The sequence below is a fragment of the Amycolatopsis sp. NPDC024027 genome, assembly GCF_040638975.1.
Classification (GTDB): Bacteria; Actinomycetota; Actinomycetes; order Mycobacteriales; family Pseudonocardiaceae; genus Amycolatopsis.
Genome location: NZ_JBEZYY010000010.1, coordinates 166,230 through 182,384, shown reverse-complemented (window position 1 = coordinate 182,384; position 16,155 = coordinate 166,230). Strand labels below are relative to the sequence as shown.

The window sequence follows — 16,155 nt, the reverse complement described above, 5'->3', positions numbered from 1 at the left end:
CATTCGTTCACGGACGTGAAATAAATGGTCTGGACAACCCGGCGGCGTGGACTCACGGTAGGTCGGCGATCGCCCCGGTGTCAAGATCGCCGCGCACACGGACGGGCCCGGCCGATCGCGGGGATCGGCCGGGCCCGTGCGGTGGTGGATCAGGCGAGGTCGAAGCGGTCGAGCTCCATGACCTTCGTCCACGCCGCGATGAAGTCGGCCACGAACTTCTCGCGGGCGTCATCGCTGGCGTAGACCTCGGCCAGCGCCCGCAGCTGCGAGTTCGAACCGAAGATGAGGTCGACCGCGGTGGCGGTCCACTTCACCTCGTCGGTCGTCACGTCGCGGATCTCGTAGACGTTCTCCGTCGACTCCGACGCCTTCCACCGGGTGCCCGGCGCGAGCAGGTTGGCGAAGAAGTCGTTGGTGAGCACGCCCGGCTGGTCGGTGAGGACGCCGTGCGCGGCACCGCCGTGGTTCGTCCCGAGGGAGCGCAGGCCGCCGACGAGGGCGGTCATCTCGGGCGCGGACAGGCCGAGCATGTAGGCGCGCTCGACGAGCAGCACCTCCGGCTGCAGCTTCTCGCCGGCCCGCAGGTAGTTGCGGAACCCGTCGGCGCGCGGCTCGAGCGGCTCGAACGAGTCGGCGTCGGTCTGCTCCTGGGAGGCGTCGGTGCGGCCCGGGTGGAACGGCACGGTCGTCTCGACGCCGGCGTCGCGCGCCGCCTTCTCGACGGCGGCCGAGCCGGCCAGCACGATGAGGTCGGCGAGCGAGATCTTCGCGCCGCCCGCCTCGTTGAACTCGCGCTGGATGCCCTCGAGGGTCTCCAGGACCTTGCCGAGCTGCTCGGGCTGGTTGACCTCCCAGTTGCGCTGCGGCTCCAGGCGGATCCGGGCGCCGTTCGCGCCACCGCGCTTGTCGGTGGAGCGGAAGCTCGCGGCCGACGCCCACGCGGTCGAAACCAGCTCGGAAACCGAAAGGCCGGAGTCCAGCACCTTCGCCTTGAGCGCGGTGATGTCGGCGTCGCCCACGAGGTCGCCCTCGGCGGCGGGCACCGGGTCCTGCCAGAGCTGCGGCTCGGCGACCCACGGGCCCAGGAAGCGGCTGACCGGGCCCATGTCACGGTGCAGCAGCTTGTACCAGGCCTTGGCGAAGGCCAGCGCGAACTCGTCCGGGTTCTCCAGGAAGCGGCGCGAGATCGGGCCGTAGACCGGGTCGAAGCGCAGCGACAGGTCCGTCGTGAGCATCGTCGGCTTGTGCTTCTTGTTCGGGTCGTACGGGTCCGGGATGATCTCCGGGGCGTCCTTGGCGACGTACTGCTTGCCGCCGCCGGGGCTCGTGGTGAGCTCCCACTCGAAGCCGAAGAGGATCTCGAAGAAGCGGTTGCTCCACTCGGTCGGCTTGTCGGTCCAGGTCACCTCGAGACCGCTGGTGATCGCGTCCGGACCCTTGCCGCTGCCGTGGGTGCTCAGCCAGCCGAGGCCCTGCGACTCCAGCGGGGCACCTTCGGGCTCCGGGCCGACGTGGTCGTCGGCGACCGCGGCGCCGTGGGTCTTGCCGAAGGTGTGGCCGCCGGCGATGAGGGCGACGGTCTCCTCGTCGTTCATCGCCATCCGGGCGAAGGTCTCGCGGATGAAGTGCGCCGCCGCCTCGAAGTCCGCGCTGCCGCGGGGCCCCTCGGGGTTGACGTAGATGAGCCCCATCTCGGTCGCGCCGACCTCGGGCGCCATCTCCGAGTCGCTGACGTAGCGCTCGTCGCCCAGCCAGTCGTCCTCCGGGCCCCAGATGATCTCCTCGGGCTCCCAGACGTCCACCCGGCCGAAGCCGAAGCCGAAGGTCTTGAAGCCCATCGACTCGAGGGCGACGTTGCCGGCGAGCACGAGCAGGTCGGCCCACGAGATCTTCTGGCCGTACTTCTGCTTGACCGGCCACAGCAGGCGGCGCGCCTTGTCGAGGTTGGCGTTGTCGGGCCAGCTGTTGAGCGGGGCGAAGCGCTGGTTGCCGTCACCGGCACCGCCGCGACCGTCGTGGATGCGGTAGGTGCCCGCGGCGTGCCAGCTCAGGCGGATCATCAGGCCGCCGTAGTGCCCGAAGTCGGCCGGCCACCAGTCCTGCGAGGTGGTGAGCACCTCGGTGACGTCACGCTTGAGGGCTTCGACGTCGAGCTTCGCGAACTCCTTGGCGTAGCTGAAGTTCTCGCCGAGCGGGTTGCCCTTCGCGGAGTGGGCGTGCAGCACCGACAGGTCGAGCTGGTTGGGCCACCAGTCCTTGTTCGTGCGCGGACGGCCGCCCGTCTTCGGCGTCGGGGAGTCGATCGCCGGGTTTTCGCTCTCGCTGCCGTGCGCGGTCACCGAGTCGTGCGCGACCGGGCAACCGGCCGCCGCCTTCTTGTCCACGCCCTGCGCGCTGGACGGGTTGTCCTGGGTGGAGCTCATTTACTTCCTTCCGGGAGCGGCGAATCATTTCGGGGGCGTCCGGCCGCGCACTCGGGGCAGGTGCCCCAGTAGACGACCTCCGCCTGGTCGATCACGTAACCGTGGTCGTCCGAGGCGGTGAGACAGGGGGTGTGGCCGACGGCGCAATCGACGTCGGCTATCGCCCCGCACGAACGGCACACGACGTGGTGGTGGTTGTCACCCACCCGGGTCTCGTAGCGGGCGTTCGCCCCGGCCGGCTGGATGCGCCGGATGAGCCCGGTGTCGGTGAGCGCCCGCAGCACGTCGTAGATCGTCTGGTGCGACACCGCCGGGTGCCCGGCCCGCACCAGATCGATCACCGTCTCGGTGTCGACGTGGGGATGGTCGCGCAGCGCGGCCAGCACGGCCAGCCGGGGCCGGGTGACCCGCAGCGAGACCGCCCGCAGCTGCGCTTCGAAGTCTGACATCGCCGCCGACCCTAGGGTGCTTTCTGGAATGAGTCAAGTTATGGCGGCGGCGGGATTGGGCCATCCGGGGTTCACGCTGAGTCAGCGGCATGGCTAGGCTCCGGGCATGCCGGACACGCAGTACGAAGACCTCCTCCGCCACGTCCTCGACACGGGCACCCGCAAGGGCGACCGTACCGGCACGGGCACGCGGTCGATCTTCGGGCATCAGCTGCGCTACCGCCTGTCCGAGGGCTTTCCGCTGATCACCACGAAGAAAGTCCACTTCCGCTCGATCGCCTACGAGCTGCTGTGGTTCCTGCGCGGCGACGCGAACGTCTCGTGGCTGCGCGAGCACGGCGTCACGATCTGGGACGAGTGGGCGGCCGAAGACGGTGATCTGGGCCCGGTCTACGGCGTGCAGTGGCGCTCGTGGCCGACCCCGGACGGCGGACACATCGACCAGATCGCCGACGTTCTGCGCACGCTGCGTGAGAACCCGGACTCGCGGCGGATCATCGTGTCCGCGTGGAACGTCGCCGACATCCCGCGCATGGCGCTGCCGCCGTGCCACGCGTTCTTCCAGTTCCACGTCGCCGACGGCAAGCTGTCCTGCCAGCTGTACCAGCGCAGCGCGGACCTGTTCCTCGGCGTGCCGTTCAACATCGCGAGCTACGCGCTGCTGACGCACATGATCGCCGCGCAGGTCGGGCTCGGCGTCGGCGACTTCATCTGGACCGGCGGCGACTGCCACATCTACGACAACCACGTCGAGCAGGTGCGCACGCAGCTGGCCCGGGACGCGCGGCCCTTCCCGACGCTGGAGCTGAAGCCGGCGGACAGCCTGTTCGAGTACACCTACGAGCACTTCTCGGTCGAGGGGTACGACCCGCACCCGGGCATCAAGGCGCCGGTGGCGGTGTGATCGGGCTGGTCTGGGCGCAGGCGGCGAACGGGGTCATCGGGCGGGACGGCGAGCTGCCGTGGCACCTGCCGGAGGATCTGCGGCACTTCAAGGAGCTGACCGCGGGGGCGGCCGTGCTGATGGGCCGCCGCACCTGGGCGTCGCTGCCGCCGCGGTTCCGGCCGCTGCCGGGGCGGCGCAACCTGGTGCTGTCGGCGACCCCGCAGGAGGGCGTCGAGACGTTCGCGGACCTGCCGTCCGCGCTCGCCGCGGTGACCGGTGACCTGTGGGTGATCGGCGGCGCGGCGGTGTACCGGGCCGCGTTGCCGATCGCGGACCGGATCGTGGTCACGGAGCTCCGGGAGTCCTTCGAGGGCGACACGTACGCGCCGGAGGTGGGGCGGCCGGCGGACTCCGCGGGGGAGTGGCTGGCGTCCTCGACCGGGCTGCACTACCGCTTCCTGACCTGGGGCTGAGGCCCGCTCCGCCGGTTCGGCCGCAGTGAATGACTCATTCCTGGCATCCGACGCCAGGAATGAGTCATTCACTGTACTTGCCGAGGCGGACCGCCGCGCTATACGGTTGGCGCGAACTAGAACACGTTACAATTCTAGTGGCCGGTCGTAGCGAGGAGCGGACATGGCGAACAGGGCGGCGCGCGGCGACGAGGCCGACTACGTCGTCGTCGGGTCGGGGAGCTCGGGCGCGACGATCGCGGGACGCCTCGCCCAGGCCGGGGCCAGCGTGATCGTCCTCGAAGCCGGGAAGAGCGACGAGCAGCTGCTCATCAAGAAACCCGGGCTCGTCGGGCCGATGCACGCCGTGCCGCAGCTCAAGAAGCCGCTCGACTGGGGCTATTACGGCATTCCGCAGAAACACGTTCTCGATCGCCGGATGCCGGTGCCACGCGGCCGGGTCGTCGGCGGCTCCAGCTCGATCAACGGCATGGTCTACGTCCGCGGCAACCGCGCCAACTTCGACTCCTGGGCCGCCGAGGGCAACACCGGCTGGGACGCCGACAGCGTCAACGCGGCCTACAAACGCATGGAGGACTTCGAAGACGGCGAGAACGCCTTCCGCGGCGCGGGCGGGCCGATCCGGGTCACCCGCGCGAAGAACCCCCAAGAGGGCTCGCTGCAGTTCGTCGACGCCACCGCCGACGCGCTCGGCTGCAAGATCCTCGACGACTACAACGCCGAGTCCCAAGAAGGCGTCAGCCGGATGCAGCAGAACGCCGCCGACGGCCTGCGCTACAGCGCCTCGCGCGGCTACCTCCACAACCTCGCGTCCCCGACGCTGGAGCTGCAGTCCCGGGTGCTGGTCGAGAAGGTGCTCATCGAGAACGGCCGCGCCGTCGGCGTCGAGGTCCTCGACCGCGGCCGGCGGCGCACGATCCGGGCCGCCAAGGAGGTCATCCTCTCCGCCGGCGTCATCGGCTCCGCGCAGCTGCTCATGCTGTCCGGCATCGGCCACGCCGAGCACCTGAAGGAACACGGCATCGGCGTCGTCGCCGACCTGCCCGTCGGCGACAACATGCACGACCACATGTTCCACGCCCTGACGTTCCACGTGACCACCAGCAAGAACAAGGGCACGGCGCCGTACTTCGCCCGCGGCCTGGCCCGGGAGCTGCTGCGCCCCGGCACGACGTTCCTGGCGAACTCGGTCTTCGAGGCGGTCGCGTTCCTGCGGACTTCGCAGGCCGGGGCGATCCCCGACCTGCAGCTGCACCTCCTGCCGTGGGCATACGTCTCGCCCAATCAGGACGCGCCGATCCGGCACGACGTCGACAAGCGCCCCGCGCTCACCGTGCTGACGACGCTCATCTACCCGAAGAGCCGCGGCACGCTGCGCCTCACCTCGGCCGATCCCGCCGCGGCACCGGACATCGACTTCCGGTACCTGTCCGACCCGGCCGACCTCGAGCTGCTCGGCGAAGGCTCGGAGATGGTGCGCGAGATCTTCGCGTCCAAGGCGTTCAAGGGCGCGGTCAAGGAAGAGATCCACCCGGGCAAGGACCTGAAGGGCCAGGCCCTGCGCGACGCGATCCTCAACCGCGCGACCTCGGTCTACCACGGCGTCGGGACCTGCCGGATGGGCGTCGACGAACTCGCCGTCGTCGGCCCCGACCTGCGCGTGCGCGGGGTCGAGGGCCTGCGGGTCTGCGACGCTTCGATCATGCCGTCGATCACTGGCGGCAACACCAACGCGCCCTGCATCATGATCGGGGAAATGGGCGCCCAGCTCGTCCTCGGGAGCAAGTCATGACCGTCACGCCGCTCGAACTCGCCCGTCCGGCGTCGGTCACCGACGCGTTCCTGCAGCAGCTCGTGGCCCGGGTGCCCGGCTCGTCCGGCGCGACCTGGAAGCTCACCGAGGTCTACACCGGCGACGTGCTCGTCGAGCTGCCGCAATCCACACCGGAGGACATCGAGCGGGCGTTCGCCGTCGCGCGCGAGGCCCAGCGGAAGTGGGCCGCCACGCCGGTCAAGCAGCGGCTGGCGGTGTTCCGGCGGGCGCACGCGCTGTTCGTCGAGCACGCGCGGACCGTCGCCGACCTCATCCAGGTCGAGAGCGGCAAGAACCGGCGGATGGCGATCGAGGAGACCTGCGACCCGCCGATGGTGATGAGCCACTACCTGAAGCGGGCCGCGAAGCTGCTGGCGCCGACGAAGCGCGGCGGCCCGGTCCCGATGCTCACGACGTCGACCGAGGTCCGGCTGCCCAAGGGGGTCGTCGGGATCATCGCGCCGTGGAACTTCCCGTTCGCCACCGGGGTTTCCGACGCGATCCCGGCCCTGATGGCCGGCAACGCGGTGGTGCTGAAGCCCGACAACAAGACCGCGCTGTCGCCGCTCTACGGCGTCCGGCTGCTCGAGGAAGCCGGCTTGCCCGAGGGGCTGTTCCAGGTGGTGTGCGGCGAGGGCCCGGACGTCGGCCCCACGCTGATCGACCGCGCCGGCTACGTGATGTTCACCGGTTCGACGGCGACCGGCCGGGTGATCGGCGAGCGGGCGGGCCGCAACCTCATCGGCTGCTGCCTCGAGCTCGGCGGCAAGAACCCGATGATCGTGCTGGAGGATGCCGATCTTTCCGAGGCCGTTCCGGGCGCGATCTTCGGCGCGTTCGGCAACACGGGCCAGATCTGCATGCACATCGAGCGGATCTACCTGCCGGAATCCCGGTACGAGGAGTTCAAGACGGCGTTCGTGGCGGCGGCCTCGGCCCTCGACGTCCGCGCGGCGTACGACTTCGGTCCCGACATGGGCTCGCTGGTCTCGGTCGACCACATGCGCCGCGTCAAGTCCCATGTGGACGATGCGGTCGCCAAGGGCGCCACGGTGTTGTGCGGCGGCAAGCCCCGCCCGGACCTCGGCCCGGCGTTCTTCGAGCCGACGATCCTCGAGGGCGTCACGTCGGAGATGCTTTGTGGCGTCACCGAAACGTTCGGCCCGGTGGTGGCGCTGCACAAGTACCGCACCGTCGACGAAGCCGTGGCGCTGGCCAACGACACGGACTACGGCCTGAACGCGTCGGTGTGGAGCACCGACGTCACCGCGGCGCGCGCGGTGGCGGCCCGGATCGAGTCCGGCAACGTGAACGTGAACGACGTCCTCGCGACCGCGTACGCGGCCAAGGGAACGCCGTCGGGCGGGGTGAAGAACTCCGGCGTCGGCGCCCGGCACGGCGATCAGGGGCTGCTGAAGTACACCGACGTGCAGAACCTGGCCGTGCTGAAGAAGCAGGTGATGGGGCCCCGGCCGGGGCAGGGGTACGAGAAGTACGTCGAGAGCATGCTTTCCGGGCTGAAGCTGATGCGGAAGCTGCGGATCCGGTAGCGCTCAGCCGTCCACGAGCAGTCCCCGCAGCGGCCCCTGCAGCCGGGCCGCGCGGCGCGAGGCGCCCGGCAGCAGTACCAGCCGGTGGGTCCGCTGCTCACCCCGGCGTTCGCGCTCGGCCTGCTCTTCGGCCAGCGGCCGCCACAGGTGGTCCACGATGTCCGCCGGTTCCCGGTCCTGCAGCTCGGAGACCGGCCGTCCGAGGTGCTCGGCCCACAACCGCAGCCGGGTGGCCCGGACCACCTCCGGGTCGTCGGTCGCGATGTTCACCTCGGTGTCGTTGAACAGCGAATGCTCGTTCAGGTTCGCCGAGCCCACGGTGAGCCACGAGTCGTCCACGATGCCGAGCTTCGCGTGGACGTACACCGGCGCCGCCGAGTCGCCGTCGTGGGCGCTGATCGTCGTGGCCAGCAGGCGGCGGTGGCCGTCGTCGGCGTCGAGCAGCCGGCCCAGCTGGCCGCGGGTGGTGTCCGAGCCGTTGCTCGGCTTGCGCGGCAGCAGCAGGACCACGCGAAACGCCTCGTCCGGCGGGTTCCGCAGCTTGTCGAGCAGCACCTCGGCGATCTCCGGCGACCACAGGAACTGGTTCTCCAGGTAGATCAGCCGCCGCGCCGAGCGCAGCGCGCGCAGGTAGCCGTCGAGGACGGTGAACTCGCCCTTCGGCAGGAAGCCGTAGGTGTCGTTCGGCACCGTCCGCAGCAGCTGGACGCGGCTGCCGCCCACCGGCTCCGGGACCGCCGGCTGCGGCAGGTCCTCGCCCGCCACCTCGGTCCACCGCCGCCGGAAGTGGTCGGCGACATCGGCGACGACCGGGCCGTCGAGCCGCGCCATCAGGTCGTGCCACCCGATCGGCCGCGGCGGGTGGTCCGGGCTGTCGTGCCGGTCGCCTTCCAGCGCGGTGAGGTCCACCCCGCCGACGAACGCGACGGCGTCGTCGACGATCACCAGCTTCTCGTGGTGGCAGTGCATCGTCCGCTCGCGGGCGTCCAGCACGCAGCGCACGTCGGTGCCCTCGGTGAACTTCCGCCGTTCGGACCGCGCCAGCTTCCGCGACGGCTGGAACGCGGGGAACGGCGGACCGGCCCACAGCAGCACCCGCACCTCGACCCCCCGCCCGGCGGCCTCGGCGAGCAGCGTGCGCAGGGTGGGCGAGCCGGGCTCCCGCGTCAGCCGGAAGTCGGCGCTGGCGTGCCAGTTGGCGATGTGAATGTGCGACTTGGCCGACCGGATGGCCTCGGCGACGGCGGGCAGCGACTCCTCACCGTCGATCAGCACCTCGACGCGGTTGCCCTCCCGGACCGGCGCCCGGCCGCCGAGCGGGTCTTGCGCCCCGCCGGGTTCGAGGACAGCACCCCAGCCGAGCCGGTGCAGCCGCCGCCGGTGGTGGGCGCACAGGACACTCTCGAGCCCGTCGCCCAGCCGTTCGTCCACCTTGTCCAGAAACGTCTTCACCCGTCCCATATCACTACAGATCGGCCCGGCCCGCCGTGCAGTGACGCTCCGTCAGAGGTCGAGCACCAGCCGCGGCGAGCAGGATCGTGACACACAAAGCATCATCACCTCGTTCTCCAGCCGCTCATCCGCGGTCAGCACCGAGTCCCGGTGGTCCGGTGTCCCGCCGAGCACGCCCGTCTCGCAGGTGCCGCACGTGCCCTCCCGGCACGACGACAGCACCGTCACCCCGGCTTCCTCGACCACCTCGAGGATCGACCGGTCCGCGGGCACCGGCAGCACCCGCCCCGACCCGGCCAGCTCCACCTCGAACGCCGTCCGCGGGCTTTCGTCCAGCCGTGCGGTGAAGCGTTCGACGTGCAGATTCGCCGGGCCGAGCGCCTCCACCGCGGCCAGCAGCGGTTCCGGGCCGCAGCAGTACACCGCCGTGCCGGGCTGGGCCGCGGCCAGCAGCGTCGGCAGGTCCAGCAGGCCGTGTTCGTCCTGGGGCCGGAACGACACCCGGCCGCCGTGGCGCGAGAGTTCTTCGGTGAACGCCATCGATCCGCGAGTCCGGCCGCCGTAGACCAGCTGCCAGTCGCGGCAGGCCGCGGTGACCCGGTCGAGCATCGGCAGGATCGGCGTGATGCCGATGCCGCCCGCGATGAACAGGTAGCGCTCGGCGTCCACCAGCGCGAAGTGGTTGCGTGGCCCGTCCGCCTGGAGAAGATCCCCGGCGAGCAGCGAGTCGTGCACGTACGCCGAGCCGCCGCGGCCGTCGGGCTCCCGCAGCACCGCCACCTGGTACGCCGACCTGTCCTCGGGGCGGCCGCACAGGGAATACTGCCGCACCGAGCCGGGCAGGACGAGGTCGATGTGCGCCCCGGGCTCCCACGGCGGCAGCTGCTCGGAGCCCGGCGCGCGGAGCGTCAGCCGGACGACGCCGTCGGCGAGCTTTTCCTTGCGGTCCACCAGGAGTTCGAGGGTCATGAGTGTCCTTCGGGGTGGGCGAGCAGCCAGTCCCACAGCTGCACGGGGTCTTCGAACTCGCGCTCGGCGCCGCAGTGGCAGACCGCGCGCAGCCGGTCGGTGCCGAGCACCCAGTGGATCCGGTGGACGCGGTCCCCGGCGAGCATCGGGCGGTTCACGACGTGACCGGCGCAGTCATCCGCTGCAGCATCCGGCGGGCCGCCAGGCCGCCGGTGTCGATGTTGATCGACAGCTCCTGGTACCCGTCCGGTTCGGTGGCGATCACCCGCTCCAGGACGTCGAGGGCTTCGACGTCCTGCAGCACCACCGTGCGGTTGTTCTCCGCGAGGAACGCCGACACGCCTTCGTCGTCGAGCGCGAAGTCCCGGGCCACCGCCCAGAAGTCGTGCGTGGAGTGCTCGGTCTCGGGCGTGATCGCGTAGACGACCTCGACGTGGAAGGCGTCCGGGTCGCTGCCGTCCGGGTTCGGCACGGACCCGACCGGCGCGATGCGGCTGTGCAGCTTGTACAGGCACGGCGGGGTGTACTCGATGTCCTGCCAGCGCGTGATGCGGCCCTCCAGGCCGGTCGACTTGGCGTAGAAGGGCGGGCACGCCGCGTCGGCCATGTGCCGCGAGACGTAGACGACGCCGGCCTCCTCGTCGACCTCGGTCGTGATCGGGGTTTCGGCGACCTCCGGCGTGCCGATGTAGCCGCCGTGCAGGTAGGTCTCGTGGGACAGGTCCAGCAGGTTGTCCACCAGCAGCGAGTACCGCGCCTTCAGCGGCTCCAGCCCGCAGACCGTGGTGTAGTCCGGCGAGGCGAGCCAGGGCGCCCGCGGAATCGCGGCCGCGTCGGCCTTCGACGGGTCGCCGATGAACACCCAGACGAAGGAGTCCTGCTCCACCAGCGGGTAGTGCGTCAGCCGTGCGGTCCGCGGCACCCGGGTCTGCCCGGGCACGGCCACGCACTTGCCGTCCACGCCGTAGGTGAAGCCGTGGTAGCCGCAGACGACCTGGTCGTCGACCAGCCGCGAAGGCGCCTGTGACAACGGGAACCGCCGGTGGACGCACCGGTCGGCCATCGCGGTGACGCTCCCGTCGCGGGTCCGCCAGAACAGGATGGGCTCGCCGCAGATGGTGCGGCCGAAGAGTTCCTGGCCGATCTCGGAGCCGTAGGCGGCGACGTACCACTGGTCGCGGGGAATGGCGCTCATCGGGGACGTCCTTTCGTGGTGGGCCGGGTCACAGCCTGGGGGAACGGCCCCGGCACCACGAAGGGCTATTTCATAAGATGGAAAGAGCGCGTGAAATCGCCCGGGCGCTGGTCATGACCAGCGGAGCCAGCGCGTGCGGCGACACGCTCCCGTACCGCACGACGAGCGACACCGCCGCGACGACCTGGCCCCGCGCGTCGTGGATCGGCGCGCCGACCGACAGCGCGTCGAGGGTCACCTGGCGCTCGCTGATGGAGAACCCGTGCGTCCGCACGTCGGCCAGCATGTGCCGCACCCGGTCGGGGTCGGTCACGGTCTCGCTGGTGTACCGGTCGATCGGGCGGCCGAGCACGTCCTCCTGCACCTCGGCGGGGGCGTGCGCGAGCAGGACGAGCCCGACGCCGGTCGCGGTCAGCGCGAACCGGCCGCCGACGCGGGTCAGCACCGGCACCGCCCCGGTCCCGGCGATCCGCTCGATGTACACCACCTCGGTGCCTTCGCGGACGGCCAGCTGGACGTTCTCGCGCGTGATCTGGGAGAGGTCCTCCAGGAACGGCAACGCGAGTTCCCGCAGGCCGAGGCCTCGCGGCGCGAGCGAGCCCAGCTCCCACAGCCGCAGCCCGACCCGGTAGACGCCGGTCTCGTCGCGCTCCAGCGCACCCCACTCGCAGAATTCCCGCAGCAGCCGGTGCGCGGTCGCGGCCGGCAGCCCGGTCCGGCGCGCGACCTCGCTCAGCCGCAGCGCCGGCCGGTCGGGCGAGAACGCCTCGAGCACTCGCAGCGCGCGCCCCAGCACCGGCCCGGTGGCTCCGGGCAGACGACCTCGGTGCGGCACGGCGACCTCCGGCGGATGGGTTCGGGCGTCCACTATGCCCCGCGCGGCGCCGGTGCACGATCTCGCTCGGCCGCCCCGCCTGGCTGGCCGGGGGAGAACGCCTCAGGGCTCGCAGTGCGCCCTGGTACTGGTCCCGGTGGCGCTGGGTGCGATCTCGCTGAGTCCGGAGGTCCCGCCGGGCTGCCGAGAGGGTCTCCAGGGCCGGTTGCGCGCGCCCTGGTTCAGGCCCCGGTGGCACCAGGCCCGGTGACGGCAGGCTGACGTGCAGTGAATGACTCATTCCTGGCGTCTGACGCCAGGAATGAGTCATTCACTGCGTAGGAGTGACCCGCTGAGCGGGAACCGCGACCGCCCCCAGCCCCAAAGCCGGCCGGTCTGCGAGAACCCCACCGGAATCCGCACCGCGCCAGCACCGGCCCAGACCGGCACAGCGACCTCCGGCGGCGACGGCTCAGAGGTCCACGATGCCCCGCGCCGCCCGGCGCGCGGCGGTGGCGTCGCGGCGTTCCTCGAACCGGGACGCCTGGCTGTCGAGGCCCTTGATGAACGTGGCCAGTTCCTCCCGCGCGGCCTCGCCGACCGCGCCGAGGCCGGTCAGGTCGAAGACCTTCCAATACCGCAGCAGCGGCTGGACGACGTCGTCGTGGTGGATGCGCAGGTCGTAGATGCCGGCCTTGGCCATCAGCGCCGCCTTGCGCTGGAAGCTCGGGATCACCGCGCCCGGCATCGCGAAGTTCACCACCTCGTCGGTGATCGCGCGCATCATCGCGTCGGGCGAGATCTCCAGCGCCGCCTTGACGAGGTTGCGGTAGAAGACCATGTGGAGGTTCTCGTCGGTGGACACCCGGGCCAGCAGCCGCTCGGCCAGGGGGTCCTGGGTGTAGCGGCCGGTGTTGCGGTGCGAAAGCCGGGTCGCCAGCTCCTGGAACGAGACGTACGCGCAGACGTTCAGCAGCGGCTTGTCGCCGGTGTCGTACCCCGCCTGCATGGTCTCCATCCGCATCCGCTCCAGCTCGACGGGGTCGACGGCGCGGGTGACCAGCAGGTAGTCGCGGATGCAGATGCCGTGGCGGCCCTCTTCGGCCGTCCACCGGTGGACCCAGGTGCCCCACGCGCCGTCGCGGCCGAACGCGCGCTCGATCTCGCGGTGGTAGCTGGGCAGGTTGTCCTCGGTGAGGAGGTTGACCTCGAGGGCCGTGCGCGCGATCGGGGTCACCCGGGACTGCTCCGGGTCCCACGCCTCCCCGCCGAGCTCGGCGAAGTCGCGCCCCTGGCTCCAGGGGACGTACTCGTGCGGCATCCACTCCTGGGCGGCGGCGAGGTGCCGGTTCAGGTTCTCTTCGACCGTGCCTTCCAGTTCGTGCAGCAAGCGGGTCGTTTCGGGGACCGGCATAGGGAACGTCCTTCCGTACCTACGCAACCGTAACTTACGGTGTCGTAGGATACGACAACGGACGCTGGCGCCGGGTGGTTCCCGGAGCTCAATGCGCAGCGGGCACCAGGTCGAAGACGTAGTCCTTGAGGAGGGGCCCGAAGAAACTGTTCCCGGTGATTCGCACCACAGCGCGCCCGGGAACCCCGCGAGCCTGGCCGATGATCTCGCACTTCGCGGCCGGATCGGCCGGCACCACCTTCGTGATTTTCGGGGACGTACCGGCCGCCACCGGGATGGTGTAGGACGCCGCGCCGGCGTCGAAGCCGCCGATCGTCCGGCCGCCGAGCACGATCGCGATCGAGAGCGGCCCGGCCGTCGGGACCGGCAGGCCATTGAACTCCTGCCAGTAGCGCACGCAGGTGTCGCGCCAGGTGCCCGCGTCGGCCTCGTGGGCGGCGAGCTTGGCCCGCACCTCGGCGAAGCGCCGGGCGTCGACGTGGGGTTCGAGCGAGTCCCACGCCCGGCGCATCCACGACACGTAGTGGACGCCCGTCTGGTAGCGGTACACCAGCTCGTCCCAGAAGATCCGGCCGTTGCGCAGCCGCCGGTCCCACGGCACGTGGTGGAACCACATCAGCAGGTTTTCGGGGACGGTCTCGATGTCGGCGTACCGGGCCGCGAGCACCGGGAAGTACTGCGCGGTGAAGCCGCTGCCGGTGGGGGAGCGGTCGTAGCCGAGCCCGGTGCGGTCGGCCCGGTTGTAGTACACCGGGCTCCAGTCGTCCCGCGCCAGCCGTTCGGCGGGGTTGGGGCCGTAGTGGTCGCTGGAGCGGAACTGGTGCGCGACGCCGAGCGGGGTCTGGTAGCTCACCAGCGCTTCCCGCGAGCCCATCATCATCGTCACGATGGTCCGGACGGCGAAGTCGCGGTTGCCCCACGTCAGCCGGACCCAGTCTTCGGCGATGCCGCGGGCGTCCAGGGTCCAGTCCCACGCCAGCCTGCCGAAGGCGTACAGGTTCGCCTGCGCGAAGTGGTGCCCGGTCAGGTCGTCGGCGTTGCCGAAGTTGGCCACGCCGACGATGGCGCTGTCGGGGTGGCCCTGGGCCGTGCCGTCCACCACGTGCCCCACCAGGCGCTTCGCCAGCAGCCGGCCGTGCTCGTCGGTGGCGAACGTGTCGGACTTGAGGACCTCTTCCCAGAGCGGGCCGAGGTAGCACAGCATCGTGTTCTGCCCGGTGTACTCCTGGGTGACCTGCAGTTCGATGGCCTGGTTGGTGTGTTCCATCCGGCCGAAGAGCGGGTTGGCCGGCTCCCGGGCCTGGTAGTCGAGCGGGCCGTTCTTGGTCTGCAGGAACACGTTCGCGGCGAACCGGCCCTTCGTGCCGTCGGGCTGGACCTCTTCGTCGATCGGGCCGAACTCCAGGTAGGCGCGCTTCAGCCGGTCCGCGTCCACGTCGGCGTTGTAGACGAAGGTCCGCCAGAAGATCCGCATCCCGAGCGGCGCCACCGCCGCCGCCATCCCGTTGGCGCCGTCGCCGTGGTCGTAGCCCAGGTCCTGGGGCCCCGGCTGGCCCTCGGAGTTCGCCTTCACGGTGAACCCCATGAAGTCGGGGATCGCCGCCTGCAGCTGCCGCGCCCGGCGGGTCCACCAGCCCTGGAACTCCGCGCTGTAGGGATCCAGCTGTTCCCGCGTGAGGGTGTCCGGCGCGAACCGGGCGTCGGTCGGGGCCGCGTAGTTGATGGAGACGGCCAGCTTGATCCCGTACGGGCGCAGCGCGTCCGCCAGTGCGGCTTCCTGCTCGATGGCGGCCGAGGTGAGGTAGAAGCTGTTGGCGTTGACGTTGTTGATCGTGATGCCGTTGATGCCGACGGAAGCCATCGCCCGCGCCGCCACCAGGTACCGGTCGAGGATCACCGGCAGGTTCAGCCCGGCGGAGGCGCCGGTGGCGGTGAAGTCGAAGATCGCCCCGTTCTCGCCGTTCAGCCCGCCGGTGCCGGCCGGGTTGTTCCCGGCGTAGAGGCGTTCGGTCTCCCAGTAGTTCAGGTACCGGTGGTTGATCCGGGGGACCGACGAGAGGTCCAGGCCGATGATCGGTTGCTGTGCCTGGAGCCGCCGGAGGAAGGCGAACGTCCCGTAGAGCGCGGCGACCTCGGTGTTGCCGGCGATGACGACGGCCCGGTGCCCGCCCCGCGACAGCGAGCGGATGAGGTACCCGTCGGTGCCGAGGGGCGCCAGGTCGCGCGGGGGAACGAGCCGGCGCACGAGGGGCGAGCTCTCCGGGGTGCCGACGACCACGGCGCGGTCGGGGAACCCGCCCTGCACCGGTACCGGCCGCCCCAGCAGCCCGCCGAGGCCCCGGGCGAGCTCGTCCCGTGCCGCGGCCAAGGTGCTCCGCACCAGGTGCTCGGTGGAGCCGGGGGCCATGCTCAGGTTCGCCGTGTGGCGGTGGACCAAGGTGTGCTCGGCGTTCTCCACGACGATCGCGCCGAGCGTGGCCCGGTACCGGGCGAGGAGGCCGGGATCGGCGACCCGCTCGTAGCGCAGCCACAGGTCCGAGCCGTCGTAATCGCCCGGGAAGGCGCCCGGCGGAGCCGCTTGTGCCGGAGCGGCACCGAGCATCGAGGTGGCCACGGCAGCTCCGCTGCCGATCAGGAAGGAACGCCGGCGCAGCCGGCTCTGCTCGTTCTCGTCGCTGAGAGACACCGTGCCCCCATCGTGTGCACGAGTATTCAGT

The 16,155-nt window shown here is 70.9% G+C and carries 13 protein-coding genes; 4 read left to right on the top strand and 9 right to left on the bottom strand.

Annotation, left to right across the window (positions count from 1 at the left end):
* Positions 1 to 149: 149 nt before the first annotated feature.
* Together katG and AB0F52_RS25040 are read right to left on the bottom strand one after the other, a co-directional pair.
* Positions 150 to 2,423 (bottom strand): catalase/peroxidase HPI, encoded by a 2,274-nt coding sequence (gene katG / locus AB0F52_RS25045; RefSeq protein ID WP_360175550.1) that lies wholly within the window; start codon positions 2,421 to 2,423, stop codon positions 150 to 152.
* Positions 2,420 to 2,872 carry a Fur family transcriptional regulator gene (locus AB0F52_RS25040; RefSeq protein WP_360175547.1) on the bottom strand — a complete coding sequence of 151 codons (453 nt, stop codon included), beginning with the start codon at positions 2,870 to 2,872 and terminating at the stop codon, positions 2,420 to 2,422. Before AB0F52_RS25040 ends, katG begins: the two co-directional genes overlap by 4 nt.
* 106 nt (positions 2,873 to 2,978) lie before the next feature.
* On the opposite strand from AB0F52_RS25040, the gene AB0F52_RS25035 reads away from it, so the two are divergent.
* The 4 genes from AB0F52_RS25035 to AB0F52_RS25020 all read left to right on the top strand — a co-directional run bounded on the left by AB0F52_RS25035 (position 2,979) and on the right by AB0F52_RS25020 (position 7,594).
* Complete coding sequence (locus AB0F52_RS25035) at positions 2,979 to 3,776, top strand: thymidylate synthase (RefSeq protein ID WP_360175544.1); 798 nt, start codon at positions 2,979 to 2,981, stop codon at positions 3,774 to 3,776.
* Entirely contained in the window at positions 3,773 to 4,231 is a 459-nt protein-coding gene (locus AB0F52_RS25030) for a dihydrofolate reductase (protein WP_360175541.1), read from the top strand. The genes AB0F52_RS25035 and AB0F52_RS25030 overlap by 4 nt, the downstream gene beginning before the upstream one ends.
* A gap of 163 nt (positions 4,232 to 4,394) precedes the next feature.
* A complete protein-coding gene (locus AB0F52_RS25025; protein ID WP_360175538.1) occupies positions 4,395 to 6,023 on the top strand; it encodes a GMC family oxidoreductase N-terminal domain-containing protein in 1,629 nt (542 codons plus the stop codon).
* Positions 6,020 to 7,594 (top strand): succinic semialdehyde dehydrogenase, encoded by a 1,575-nt coding sequence (locus tag AB0F52_RS25020; protein ID WP_360175535.1) that lies wholly within the window; start codon positions 6,020 to 6,022, stop codon positions 7,592 to 7,594. The genes AB0F52_RS25025 and AB0F52_RS25020 overlap by 4 nt, the downstream gene beginning before the upstream one ends.
* Positions 7,595 to 7,597: 3 nt before the next feature.
* On the opposite strand, the gene AB0F52_RS25015 is transcribed toward AB0F52_RS25020, so the two are convergent.
* From AB0F52_RS25015 to AB0F52_RS24985, 7 genes are all read right to left on the bottom strand, one after another.
* A complete protein-coding gene (locus AB0F52_RS25015) occupies positions 7,598 to 9,055 on the bottom strand; it encodes a phospholipase D-like domain-containing protein (RefSeq protein ID WP_360175532.1) in 1,458 nt (485 codons plus the stop codon).
* Between the two features lie 42 nt (positions 9,056 to 9,097).
* Positions 9,098 to 10,015, bottom strand: coding sequence for a PDR/VanB family oxidoreductase (locus AB0F52_RS25010; RefSeq protein ID WP_360175529.1), 918 nt, complete (start codon positions 10,013 to 10,015; stop codon positions 9,098 to 9,100).
* Positions 10,012 to 10,173: a hypothetical protein gene (locus AB0F52_RS25005; RefSeq protein ID WP_103338827.1), complete on the bottom strand. Its 162-nt coding sequence runs from the start codon at positions 10,171 to 10,173 to the stop codon at positions 10,012 to 10,014. Before AB0F52_RS25005 ends, AB0F52_RS25010 begins: the two co-directional genes overlap by 4 nt.
* Positions 10,170 to 11,210, bottom strand: coding sequence for an aromatic ring-hydroxylating dioxygenase subunit alpha (locus AB0F52_RS25000; protein ID WP_360175526.1), 1,041 nt, complete (start codon positions 11,208 to 11,210; stop codon positions 10,170 to 10,172). Before AB0F52_RS25000 ends, AB0F52_RS25005 begins: the two co-directional genes overlap by 4 nt.
* Positions 11,211 to 11,280: 70 nt before the next feature.
* The gene (locus AB0F52_RS24995; RefSeq protein WP_360175523.1) at positions 11,281 to 12,045 is read right to left on the bottom strand and encodes an IclR family transcriptional regulator; all 765 of its coding nucleotides are present in this window, start codon (positions 12,043 to 12,045) and stop codon (positions 11,281 to 11,283) included.
* A 451-nt stretch (positions 12,046 to 12,496) separates the two neighbouring features.
* Positions 12,497 to 13,438: an acyl-ACP desaturase gene (locus AB0F52_RS24990; RefSeq protein ID WP_360175520.1), complete on the bottom strand. Its 942-nt coding sequence runs from the start codon at positions 13,436 to 13,438 to the stop codon at positions 12,497 to 12,499.
* Positions 13,439 to 13,526: 88 nt separating this feature from the next.
* On the bottom strand, positions 13,527 to 16,124 hold the full coding sequence (locus tag AB0F52_RS24985; RefSeq protein WP_360175517.1) for an alpha-glucuronidase family glycosyl hydrolase: 2,598 nt from the start codon (positions 16,122 to 16,124) through the stop codon (positions 13,527 to 13,529).
* Between the last annotated feature and the right edge of the window lie 31 nt (positions 16,125 to 16,155).